Raw genomic sequence first — 12,083 nt, forward strand, 5'->3', positions numbered from 1 at the left:
TCCTCCTGCGGAGTGGTTCTGGTACGCCTTACTCATCGGCGCCAGGTGATCTTTGCTGGGATGCCGCCCGCCGGGGTCTGCCCTCCCGGGTTTTCCCCGGCGGTCGGTGTCAAGCCTAAAGCGTGTAAACGGGGTGTGTTACTCGCCCTTGGCCTTCGCGATGATCTCCTCGGCGACGTTCCTGGGAACCTCGGCGTAGGAGTCGAACTGCATCGAGTAGCTTGCGCGACCCGAGGTCTTGCTGCGGAGGTCACCGACGTAGCCGAACATCTCCGAGAGGGGCACAAGGCCCTTCACGACGCGGGCGCCGCTGCGCTCCTCCATGGCCTGGATCTGGCCACGGCGGGAGTTGAGGTCGCCGATGACATCGCCCATCGACTCCTCGGGCGTGGTGACCTCGACGGCCATCATCGGCTCCAGGAGCACGGGAGAGGCCTTGCGCGCGGCCTCCTTGAACGCCTGCGAACCGGCGATCTTGAACGCGAGTTCGGAGGAGTCGACCTCGTGGTAGCCACCGTCGAGAAGAATGACGCGGACGCCCGTCATCTCGTAGCCGGCCAGGATGCCGAACTGCATGGCCTCCTGCGCACCGGCGTCCACCGACGGGATGTACTCCCGGGGGATACGGCCACCGGTCACCTTGTTGACGAACTCGTACGCCGGGCCGTCGGACTCGGTGATGGGCTCGATCGCGATCTGCACCTTGGCGAACTGACCGGTACCACCGGTCTGCTTCTTGTGGGTGTAGTCGTGACGCTCGACGGCCTTGCGGATCGTCTCACGGTACGCGACCTGCGGCTTGCCGACGTTGGCCTCGACCTTGAACTCGCGCTTCATACGGTCGACCAGCACCTCGAGGTGCAGCTCGCCCATACCGCCGAGGATGGTCTGGCCCGTCTCCTCGTCCGAGTGAACGTGGAAGGAGGGGTCCTCCTCCGCGAGACGCTGGATGGCTACACCCAGCTTCTCCTGGTCACCCTTGGACTTGGGCTCGATGGCGACCTGGATGACCGGCGCCGGGAAGTCCATGGACTCCAGGATCACCGGGTTCTTGTCGTCACAGAGGGTCTCACCGGTCGTGGTCTGCTTCAGACCCATCACGGCGACGATGTCGCCGGCGCCCACCGCGTCGATCTCCTCACGCTTGTTCGCGTGCATGCGGTAGATCTTGCCGATGCGCTCCTTCTTGCCCTTGACGGAGTTCAGCACCGCGGTGCCGGTCTCCAGGCGGCCCGAGTAAACCCGGACGAAGGTGAGCTTGCCGAGGTGCGGGTCGCTCATGATCTTGAACGCCAGCGCGGACAGCGGCTCGTCCTCGGACGGCTTGCGCTTGACGACCAGCTCGGGGTCCTTCACGTCGTGGCCCTCGATGGCCTCGACGTCGAGCGGGGTCGGCAGGTAGCGCACGACCGCGTCGAGCAGGGGCTGGACGCCCTTGTTCTTGAACGCGGTACCACAGAACACCGGGGTGACCGTGACGCCGCCGGACTTGCCGGACGCGATGGTGACACGACGGACCGCGGCGTACAGCTGCTCCTCGGTGGGCTCCTGGCCCTCCAGGAACAGCTCCATGATCTCGTCGTCGTGCTCCGCGACCGTCTCGACCAGCTGGCCGCGGTACAGCTCGGCAGCCTCGGTGTGCGTGGCCGGGATGTCGACGACGTCGTACATCTCGCCCTTCGCCGCCTCGGCGGACCACACGAGCGCCTTCATGCGGACCAGGTCCACAACGCCCTTGAAGTCCATCTCGGAACCGATCGGCAGCTGCATGATGATCGGAACGGCACCCAGCCGGTCCTTGATCATGTCGACGCAGCGGTGGAACTCCGCGCCGGTCCGGTCGAGCTTGTTCACGAAGCAGATGCGCGGCACGCCGTAACGGTCGGCCTGACGCCACACCGTCTCGGACTGCGGCTCCACACCCGCGACACCGTCGAACACCGTGACGGCACCGTCGAGGACGCGCAGCGAGCGCTCTACCTCAACGGTGAAGTCGACGTGCCCGGGGGTGTCGATGATGTTGATGGTGTGGTCGACGTCGTCCAGCGGCCAGTGACAGGTGGTCGCAGCAGAGGTGATCGTGATGCCACGCTCCTGCTCCTGCTCCATCCAGTCCATGGTCGCGGCGCCGTCGTGGACCTCACCGATCTTGTAGCTGACGCCGGTGTAGAAGAGGATCCGCTCAGTGGTGGTCGTCTTGCCCGCGTCGATGTGGGCCATGATCCCGATGTTGCGGACCCTGGCCAGGTCAAGTGAAGTGGTAGCCATAAGGCTTCGGTCTTCTCTCGGTCTCGATGTGGGTTGCGACTACCAGCGGTAGTGCGCGAAGGCCTTGTTGGACTCGGCCATCTTGTGGGTGTCCTCACGCTTCTTGACGGCCGCACCGAGGCCGTTCGAAGCGTCGAGAAGCTCGTTGAGCAGACGCTCGGTCATGGTCTTCTCGCGACGGGCGCGGGAGTAACCGACCAGCCAGCGCAGCGCGAGCGTGTTGGCGCGACCGGGCTTGACCTCGATCGGAACCTGGTACGTCGCACCACCGACACGGCGGGACTTGACCTCAAGGGTCGGCTTGATGTTCTCCAGCGCGCGCTTCAGCGTGATGACCGGGTCGTTGCTGGTCTTCTCGCGCAGGCCCTCCATGGCGCCGTACACGATGCGCTCGGCGGTGGAGCGCTTGCCGTTCAGCAGCACCTTGTTGATCAGCGACGTGACAAGAGGAGAACCGTAGACCGGGTCGATGATGACCGGGCGCTTCGGGGCGGGGCCCTTACGAGGCATTTTCTACTTCTCCTTCTTGGCGCCGTAGCGGCTGCGGGCCTGCTTGCGGTTCTTGACACCCTGGGTGTCAAGCGAGCCGCGGATGATCTTGTAGCGAACACCGGGCAGGTCCTTCACACGGCCACCACGCACGAGCACGATGGAGTGCTCCTGCAGGTTGTGTCCCTCACCGGGAATGTAAGCCGTGACCTCGATCCCGCTGGTCAGACGCACACGCGCGACCTTACGCAGGGCCGAGTTCGGCTTCTTCGGGGTGGTCGTGAACACACGCGTGCAGACACCACGGCGCTGGGGCGAACCCTCGAGCGCGGGCGTCTTGTTCTTCTCGACCTTGTCTTGCCGGCCCTTCCGGACCAGCTGCTGGATCGTAGGCACTACTTCTCCGGTTTCTGTGTGCCGATGGTGAAGCTAACCTGGAACATCGCCGACCCACGCGGTCGGGTGTGTCGAATACTGCAGACTCCCACCGCGAGGCGGGAAGGGCGCAGATTGCGGCGGTCACTTACGGCTCCCCGTGCGGTTCGAAGGCACGCACGAGGGCCAGGGCACACCCCAGGCACAAGGTCTGAGCGTACCTACCTCAACGACTTCGGTCAAAACAAATGGAGGCCGGTACGACACGCCGGGCTTCGGACGGCTCGCGAGCCCACCTTTGACCGCTTGTGGCATTGTCCGCCAGCCTTTGATCGATTGCGAGCCATGATGGCTGAATCGCGCCCTTTACAGCCCTGAGGTGTCACCCGTTCAGTACCTTGATCCGTCCGCTGCGACGATTCGGGGGCAGAGCGTGATCAGGACGGCCGCGTATTCACCGGACGACGGGGGCCTGGACGACCGGGTGCCCTTCCTCGCCCGCCTTGAACAAGAGGACCGCACGGCCCTCCTGGCCCTGGGCCGCGAGCTGAATTTCGCCACCCGGGTGACCCTGATCCACCAGAGCGAGCCCTCCTCCCACGTCCTCTTCCTGGTCCAGGGCTGGACAAAGGTCACGGCGGCGGCGGCCAACGGCTATGAGGCACTTCTCTCACTGCGCGGCCCCGGCGACATCGTCGGCGAGTCGGCGGCGCTCACCGGGCGCCCCCGGTCGGCCACGGTGACCGCGCTGGAGTCGGTGCGGGCGGTGGTCGTGGAACACGAACGCTTCAAGGACTTCCTGGGCCGTTCACCAGCTGTCTCGTTCGCCCTGCTGGGCCTCACGGCCGACCGTACCCGGGCCGCGGACCGCCGCCGTCTGGAGTTCGCGTCCATGAACGTACGGGAACGCTTCGCGATACTCCTCCTCGACCTCGCCCGCACCCACGGCCGCCGCACCCCGGACGGCATCGAACTCTCGGTCCCCCTGAGCAAACAGGAACTGGCGGGCTCGGTGGGCGCCTCCAGGGAGATGGTCCAGCGCCTGCTGCGTGAACTGCGCGAGAAGGAGGCGGTGGAAACGGGGAGGCGGGCGATGCTGATACGCCGCCCGGACATCCTGCGAAAGATCGCGGCGTCCGAGGGATGACGAAGGTTTCCCTGCCGGCACCGGCCTCGACACCTCAAGCCCTGGCCTTGGCGTCTCAGGTCCCGGTCTCGGCGTCTCAGGTGCCGCTCTCGGCACCTCAAGCGCCAGCCTCAGCATCCCAAGCGCCGCTCTCGGCACCTCAAGCGCCAGCCTCAGCATCTCAAGCGCCGCTCTCCGACACCTCAAGCCCTGGCCTTGGCATCTCGCGCACAGGCCTCTGCACCTCAAGCCCTGGCCTTGGCATCTCAAACACTGGGCTAGACATCTCACGTGCCGGCCTCGGCATCTCAGGCGCCGACCCAGGCATCTGAAGCGCAGGCCCGCATTTCCAGCCCGTCCGGCGATTGAGGACGAGCGCGTTCAGCGCGAACGGGGGTCTGGGGGCAGCGCCCCCAGCAGACCAGCCGACCTCAGCCTCGAAATCCCCTTCTGTGTACCCCGTCACACTCCGACTGCGTCATCCGCCCTCACACACACCCACCCCCACCCGCCACGCTGCTGCAAGCAACCCCCACGCGTCGAAGGGCGACCATGACCGACCCCGTGAGCCGCACGATCCTGCTGCTGGACATAGAGAGGTTCAGCGACCGGGACGACGTGGAGCAGGCGTACCTGCGGCGCATGCTCTACGACATCACCGACCGCGCACTGGAAAGCGCCGGCATCGACGAGACCCGTCGCCTGCGTGCCGACCGCGGGGACTCCGTGATGGAGCTCATCGACGCGAACGCCCCGGTCACCGCCCTGCTGCGCGCCCTCCTCGTGGAGGTGCCGGCACAGTTGCGGGACGTCAACCGTCGCGCGTCCAGCTCGGCCCAGATCCGGCTGCGCGGGGTCGTGGCGACCGGGTACGTGGCCGTGGACGAGCACGACGGCTGGGTCGGCACCGACCTGAACAACGCCTGCCGGCTGCTGGACGCCCAGCTGCTGCGGGCGGCCCTGCGCGAACGCCCCCACGACTTCGCGCTGATCGTCTCGGACGCCCTGTACACCGGCGTCGTACGGCACGACCATCGCGGTATCCCGGCCGACGAGTTCCACCCGGTCGGGGTGGACACCAAGAACGGCCCGATGAGGGCCTGGCTGCACGGCCCACTGCCCAGCGGCCACAAGGCGGCCCCGGCCGACAGCCTCGGCCCGGCCGACCAGGACCACCGTGACACGGGGGCGGGGGAGGCGCCGGGCGGTCTGGGGGACCGCCCGGCGCCACAGACCCCGCCGGCACCGGAAGCGACGGAGGCGACGGCGGCACCGAGAGTGCCCGCACAGGGCACCTCCCCCGAGAGCCGTCCCGCCCCGGGCCCCGTCTTCAACTTCAACGGTGCCGTGAACATCGGCGGCAGCGTGGTCACCGGCGACCAGCACGGTGTCAGCGGCGGCCAGGTCACCGGAGACGTCAACCTGGGCGGCCACACCGGGGGTGACGGCTCATGAGCACCCCGGACGCGGCGGAGGCCGCCCGCCCCGGGCCCGAGGACGCGTCCGCCTCGGCCGACGGCAAGGACGGCAGAGACGGCACGGCCAAGGACTCGAAGGAGTCCAAGGAAGCGGAGGGCTCCGAGGGATCGGAGGAGCGCGAGCAGCCCCAGACCGCCTGGTCGGCCCGGCGCGATCTGATCGACCACAGCCCGCGGACCATGAACGTCGGCGACCGTTCCCGCTTCGGCGGCAGCATGGTCGGCGGCAGCCAGCACGGCGTCAGCGGCGGCCAGGTCGCCGGTGACGTGATCATGGGCAGCAAGACGGAGATCCACCAGTGGTCGTTACCCGGTCTGTCCGCACCGTCCGCCGCCACCTCCGCCTCCGGTGAGGTCCCGCAGACCACGCTCGACCGGCTCGCCGCCTCGTTCGTCGCCGCCGACGCGACCGTCGAGGCCCTGCTGGCCCGGCTGCGCAGAGACCGCGTCCTCGTCCTGTCGGGCGCCCGCTTCACCGGCAGACACACGGCCGCCCTGATGCTCCTGCACCAGCTCGGGGCGGCCCCCGTACACATGCTCGACCGCGACACGAACCCGGGCACGCTGGCGGACAGGTTCACCACACCGGACGTCACCGGCGAGGCAACCGCGGACCGAGCCACAGCCCACCCCCGCGGCTACGTCCTCGCCGACCTCGCCACCCGCCGGGACCGCCCCCTCCGCGAGCACCACCTCCTCGCCGCCCGCGACCGCCTGGCCGCGCAGGACGCGTATCTCGTCGTCACCGTCGGTCCGACGGCCGTCCTGGAGGACGTACAGGCCGTCAACTGGCAACCGCCCCAGACGGCCGACGTACTGGCCGCCCACCTCCGCACCCGCGTCGCCGACGACGAGACGGCGGCGAAGCTGCTCGGGCTCCCGGACGTCACCGAGTTCCTGAGCCGCAGCCACCAGCTCCGCGAGGTCGCCAACTTCGCCCAACTGCTCGGCCGGTACGCGGCCGGCGAGGTCGGCGAGAACGCCGTCGCCCAGTTCTCCCTGATCTCCCTGGAGAACCAGGTCCAGGAGTGGTTCGAGGAGGACGAGGCGTCGATCCATCTGCGCGACAAGGCGTTCCTGGTCGCGCTGGCCGCGTTCGACGACGGCCCGTACGCCCTCACCGCCGAACTCAGCGATCTGCTCTACCGGTTCCTCCAGCAGACCCAGAACCCGGCGGGCGTCCCCGAGGTCCCCGTCTTCGGCACCCACATCGGCAAACGCCTCCAACTCGCGCGCGCCGAGCGGTACGAGGACGACGAGCACACCGAGTGGGGTCCGGTGACCCAGCAGAAGGCCCGGTTCACGGACGACCGCGCCCCCCTCGTACTCCTGCGCGAGGTCTGGACGGGCCACCCCTCCGCGCGCCCCGCGCTGATCGACTGGCTGCGCCGGCTGGCCGACGACGGCCGCCCTCTCGTCCGTACCCGGGCCGCGTCCACGGTTGCCGTCCTGGCCCGTACGGACCTGCCCTCGGCCATGGCCCTGGTCATCGAACCCTGGGCGACCTCCAACCGCTTCCGGCACCGCCTGGTGGCCGTCAACGCGCTCACCCTCGCCCATCTCATCGACACGCCGAACATCCCGCGGATCCTCGACGAGTGGTCCAAGGGCGAGGATCGGCGACTGCGCTGGGTGGCTGTGCGGGCGTACGCGCTGATCGGCGCCGAACGCCCCGAGCAGGCCCTGGCCGCGCTGCGCACCGCGGCCCGCGGCCTGCGCCGGGACCTCGCCGACCCCGACGACTTCGACCGCGAGATGGCCCGTGAACTCAACGAGGCCGTCGCCCTGTTGCTCCTCTCCGAGGCCGGCGACCGGGTCCTCGCCGAACTGCGCCTGCACCTCCCCGACGACCGCGCGGTGCACGACCTGACCGTCGGCGGCTTCGTCAGCGCCTGCCGCCACACCCAGGACGACGAGCGGTACGGCCATCCGCTGGTCCTCGGCTGGTACGCGCAGTCGGTCACCGAGGGCTCGGCCGCCGCCCACGGCATCCCCTTCCTGTGGCGGGCGGCGCTGAGCGACCCGAACGCGACCCGGCCCGCCCTGGACGTCCTGCGCGAGTGGGTCCTCGTCGCCGACCGCTCGACGACCACGGAATGGGCGCTGGCGCACTTGTTGCCCACCCTGGTCACCACCCCGGCGGAGTACCAGCGCCTGGGCCACCTCCTGCGGACGATGCCCGGCGAGGACGGCGCGGCCCCGCCCGCGGTGGCGGCCCGCCTCCTCACCACGCTCCCGATCCGCTAGCACGTCACGTCCCCGCTCACCGAGGAGCAACGCACGATGCCCGCCTTCCACCGCCCGCCCGAGTGGCAGCAGTCCGCCGACCGGCACACCCAGCTGATCGACCCCGTACTCACGGTCCGCCAGTTGTCGCGCTTCGAGCTCTCCCTGAAGTCGACGGTCCGCATCGACCACGCGCTCGTCTTCGCGACCGCCAAGGGCGGCTACGAGGCCTACCTCCCGCCCCGCCGCCCGACCCGCAGCGAGATCGCGGCCCGGCACTACACGGCGGTGTACGAGGTCGACATGGGCGTCCACCCGTTCTCCGGCACGCTCACGCTCCCCAGTGACAACGACGCGTTCGAGTTCTCGGCCGAGGTCGACATGTCCTGGCAGGTCATCGATCCGGCCCGGTTCGTGGACAGCGGCCACCGGGACGTACCGGGCCTGCTCATCGGTGAACTCCAGCGCGCGGCACGCCCGGTGAGCCGGCGCTTCCAGATCGCGGACAGCGCGGCGGCGGAAGGGGAGCTCCTCCAGGCGATCAACGTCCTGGGCCCGCTGGGGTCCCCGGCCGGCCTCCAGACGACCTGGACCCTGCGCCTGCGCCGCGACCAGGAGAACATCGACCACCAGCGCCGCCTCCAGGCCATCGACCACTCGGCGACCGAGCAGGTGCGGGCGGCCCAGCGCGGCGCCGACATCGACGTGGAGGTGGACCGCCGCAACCGCGGGCAGGACGCCCTCCAGATCGAGCGCGCGATGGCGTACGGCGCCCAGCAACAGCACCTGGCCCTCCAGCAGCAGCGCTGGGACTACGAACAGGCGGCCCTGCAGAGCGGCCAGCAGCACCAGCTCTCCATCCAACAGGGCCACCAGGAACTGGAGTTGCAGCAGATAGAGGCCCAGAAGATCGCCTTCTACCAGTGGCACCTGCAACAGGGCGGCGTCCAGGCCTGGGCCCTCCACCTCGCCCAGCACCCCGAGGACTCGCGCATGGTCATGACGAGCATGCGCGACGACCAACTCCGCATGATCCAGGCCCAGATGGACCTGGTGAAGGACCTGCTGCACGGCGACAACGCGGAGAAGTTCGAGCTGGAGGGCCCCAAACAACTGGCCCTGCGCACAGTCAGCGACATCCTCACCCAACGCCTCCCGGGCGTCCCCCAGACCCCTCCGCCCCTGCCGGGCGGCGACCCGGCCCTCGGCGACCCGTACGCGGCGTCCGGCCAGGGAGCGCCAGGGGCGCCCGTTCAGCCCGGATTCACCCCCGGGCAACCGGGATCCGTCCCGGGCCGGCCCGTCCCCGACCGGTTCGACCCCGCGTACCCGCACCCCGGCCGCCCCGAACCCGCCGACCGGCCCCCGAGCGACGTGCCCCCGGCCCAGGCGACCCAGCCGCCGCCGATGCCCGCCTCGCCCGCATGGCCGACGGCCACCCCGGCCCCGGGCACCCAGCCCCCGGCAAGCCCGTACCAGGGCGCCCCGCAGCCTCCCGCGCCCGCCCCGGACCCCACCGCGCCCTACGGAACCGCCCCCGCGTACGGCGCCCCGGGCCCCGCCGGTTTCCCCGGCGCCCCCACACTCCCCGCCCACACCCCGCTGACCCCGCCCACTCCCCCGCCGTACCAGCAGCCGTACGTCGCTCCGCAGACGCCGGGCGCCCACGGCACTCCCGCGGCCCCCGCCTGGCAGCCGCCCCCGGGCTACGGCAGCACCCCGACCATCCCCGACCAGCAGAACGCGGCGCCGGCCGAGCCGGCAGAAGGCCCCGATGCCGGAACCGAGGACGACAGGGCAGGCAGCGCCACATGACGACGCTCGACCCCCGACCCACCCCGGCGCCGACCCCACCAGCCACCTCCGCCGACCAGACCCAGCTCTGCGAGCGCCTCCTCGCGGACCTCCGTACCGAGATCGCCCGCGCCGACACCAAGGCGTCCGTGCTGGTCGCCGCCCTGGGGATGACCGCCGGTGGGTTCAGCGGCCTGCTGGCCGGGCGGAACTGGAACCCGGCCTCGCTCACCGTTCTCGGCACCGTCGTCTGGGCCCTCGGGGCCGCGTCCCTGGTGCTGTCCCTGTTCTCGCTGCTCCTCGCCGTCCTGCCCCGCTACCGCTCCGAACCGTGGACTCCCGGCCAGCCCCTCTCCTACTTCGGCGACATCCAACAGGCCGTGCGGCTGGGCCAGTTGGAGGCAGCGCTCGCCGACACCCGGCGCGACCCCACGGCCGCGCTCACCTCGGCGCTCAGCGAGACGAGCCGCATCGCGGCCCGCAAGCACCAGTGGATCCGTACCGGCCTGATCTCCTTCTCCGCCGGAACGCTGCTCCTCCCCGCCTCACTGCTCATCGGCTGAACACAACGGACCGCTCACTCGCCGTCCCCGCCCGTGAAGGAAAACCATGACCCAGCCACCCTCGTCACCACCGGAACACCCCGAGCCCTCCGAGCAGTCCCTGTTCCCGCCGACATACCCCGAGCAGACAGCTGCCCAGCCCTCGCCCCCGCCGCAGTACCCCGGCCACCCCGCTCCCCCGTACCCACAGGCCGCACAACAACCACCCCGGTACCCGGACCCGCCCCAGCAACCCCGGTACCCGGACTCCACCGAGCCCCCGACCTACCCGGGCTCGGCCACACCACCCCCGTACCCGGGCACCGCCCAGCCCTCGACCTACTCCGGCGCGACTCAGCCGCCCCCGTACCCGAACCCCGCCCAGCACCCGACCTCGCCGGGCACCACCCAGCCGTCCACGTACCCGGGCACCACCCGGCCCCCGACCTACCCGGACTCGGCCACACCACCCCCGTACCCGGGCACCGCCGAGCCACCGACCTACCCCGGTGCGCCCCAGCAACCCCAGTACCCGGACGCCGCCCAACCCCCGACCTACCCCGGTGCGCCCCCGAACCAGCCCCAGCCGCCCACCTACCCAGGCGCGGCCCCGAACCAGCCCCAGCCCCCCGCATACCCCGGCGCGACCCCAACCCAACCCCCGCCCTACCCCCAGGCAACCGCCCAGCCCATCCCCCCGCAGTACGCTCCCCCGCAGCAATCTCCGACCCCACCCACCTCACCCACCACACCCACTTCACCCTTCACGCCCCCCGCAGCGAGCCCCACCTCTCCCCCAGCCCCGGCGGACGCCGCCACGCACCCCCACCACATCTCCACCGACCGCGGACGCGTCCACATCTCCGCCCACCAGCGCCGTACCGACGCCACCGCCGTGGGCAACCTCCTCCTCTACCTCCCGAACTTCCTCTGCAGCCTCCTTGTCGTCAGCATGTTCTCCCTCTTCTTCGGCGACCTCGCGTTCCTCGTGATCATCGCCTGGATACTGAGCGGCGCACTCGTCTTCCACCGGCCCACCGAAAGCGCCCTCGCGCGCCGTTTGCTCCACCTGCGCTACCCCACTCCACAAGAACGAGCCAAACTCGAACCGGTCTGGCGTGAGGTCACCGCCCGCGCGGGCGTCGAGGGCCGCAACTACGAGCTCTGGGTCGAGGACAGCGACGGCCTGAACGCGGTCGCCGCCGCCGGCCACATCGTCGGCGTCACCCGCTTCGCCATGAACGAGCTGCCCAACGGCGAACTCGCCGCCGTCATGGCGCACGAGCTGGGCCACCACGTCGGCGGCCACGCCTGGTCCGGGCTCCTCGGTTACTGGTACGCGCAGCCCGGTCGCCTCGCCTGGCGGTTCCTGCGCGCCTTCTCCGTGTTCGTCTTCAAGGTGTCCCGCGCCTTCTCCTGCTTCGGCGTCGGCTTCGTCGTGCTCGTCCTCGGCGGCATCGCCATGGCGACCATCAGCACCCTGTACGGCCTGCCCCTGCTGATCCTCGGCGTGCCGTACGCGCTCGCCGCCGTCGGCCGCCGCGCCGAACTCCGCGCCGACGAGCACGCGGCGGCCCTCGGCTTCGCCCCGATGCTGGCCTCCGTACTCGACAAGCTGCACCAGGAGGAGCAGCGGCAGACGGCCGCTCTCGCCGCGCTCAACAACGGCGTGGCGCCCCAGGAGAGCCCTCTGAGCAAGCTGCTCTCCTCGCACCCGGACCACCACACCCGGCTGCACCACCTCCAGCCGTACCTGCAACAGCGCTGAGGAAACGCCGAAGGGCG

General features: G+C 70.2%; 9 protein-coding genes. 6 read left to right on the plus strand and 3 right to left on the minus strand.

Going from position 1 to position 12,083, the window contains the following annotated elements; all coding sequences use genetic code 11:
- Nucleotides 1-138 precede the first annotated feature (138 nt).
- Genes fusA through rpsL form a run of 3 tightly spaced genes read right to left on the minus strand, consistent with a single transcriptional unit; the run spans nt 139 to nt 3,153 of the window.
- Nucleotides 139-2,268: an elongation factor G gene (gene fusA / locus OHN74_RS16415; RefSeq protein ID WP_327695282.1), complete on the minus strand. Its 2,130-nt coding sequence runs from the start codon at nt 2,266-2,268 to the stop codon at nt 139-141.
- Between the two features lie 39 nt (nt 2,269-2,307).
- A complete protein-coding gene (gene rpsG, locus OHN74_RS16420) occupies nt 2,308-2,778 on the minus strand; it encodes a 30S ribosomal protein S7 (RefSeq protein ID WP_005481264.1) in 471 nt (156 codons plus the stop codon).
- Between the two features lie 3 nt (nt 2,779-2,781).
- Entirely contained in the window at nt 2,782-3,153 is a 372-nt protein-coding gene (rpsL, locus tag OHN74_RS16425) for a 30S ribosomal protein S12 (RefSeq protein ID WP_003948652.1), read from the minus strand.
- A gap of 412 nt (nt 3,154-3,565) precedes the next feature.
- Between rpsL and OHN74_RS16430 the strand changes: the two genes are divergently transcribed.
- The 6 genes from OHN74_RS16430 to OHN74_RS16455 all read left to right on the plus strand — a co-directional run bounded on the left by OHN74_RS16430 (nt 3,566) and on the right by OHN74_RS16455 (nt 12,066).
- A complete protein-coding gene (locus OHN74_RS16430) occupies nt 3,566-4,279 on the plus strand; it encodes a Crp/Fnr family transcriptional regulator (protein ID WP_327695283.1) in 714 nt (237 codons plus the stop codon).
- A 531-nt stretch (nt 4,280-4,810) separates the two neighbouring features.
- Nucleotides 4,811-5,713 carry a hypothetical protein gene (locus OHN74_RS16435; RefSeq protein ID WP_327695284.1) on the plus strand — a complete coding sequence of 301 codons (903 nt, stop codon included), beginning with the start codon at nt 4,811-4,813 and terminating at the stop codon, nt 5,711-5,713.
- Complete coding sequence (locus OHN74_RS16440; protein ID WP_327695285.1) at nt 5,710-7,983, plus strand: hypothetical protein; 2,274 nt, start codon at nt 5,710-5,712, stop codon at nt 7,981-7,983. Before OHN74_RS16435 ends, OHN74_RS16440 begins: the two co-directional genes overlap by 4 nt.
- A 36-nt stretch (nt 7,984-8,019) precedes the next feature.
- On the plus strand, nt 8,020-9,777 hold the full coding sequence (locus tag OHN74_RS16445) for a hypothetical protein (RefSeq protein ID WP_327695286.1): 1,758 nt from the start codon (nt 8,020-8,022) through the stop codon (nt 9,775-9,777).
- Nucleotides 9,774-10,319: a Pycsar system effector family protein gene (locus tag OHN74_RS16450; RefSeq protein WP_327695287.1), complete on the plus strand. Its 546-nt coding sequence runs from the start codon at nt 9,774-9,776 to the stop codon at nt 10,317-10,319. Before OHN74_RS16445 ends, OHN74_RS16450 begins: the two co-directional genes overlap by 4 nt.
- A 46-nt stretch (nt 10,320-10,365) precedes the next feature.
- Nucleotides 10,366-12,066, plus strand: coding sequence for a M48 family metalloprotease (locus OHN74_RS16455; protein WP_327695288.1), 1,701 nt, complete (start codon nt 10,366-10,368; stop codon nt 12,064-12,066).
- Nucleotides 12,067-12,083: the final 17 nt, after the last annotated feature.

Origin of the sequence: Streptomyces sp. NBC_00459, from assembly GCF_036013955.1 — a bacterium.
In the GTDB taxonomy this organism is placed as follows: Bacteria; Actinomycetota; Actinomycetes; order Streptomycetales; family Streptomycetaceae; genus Streptomyces.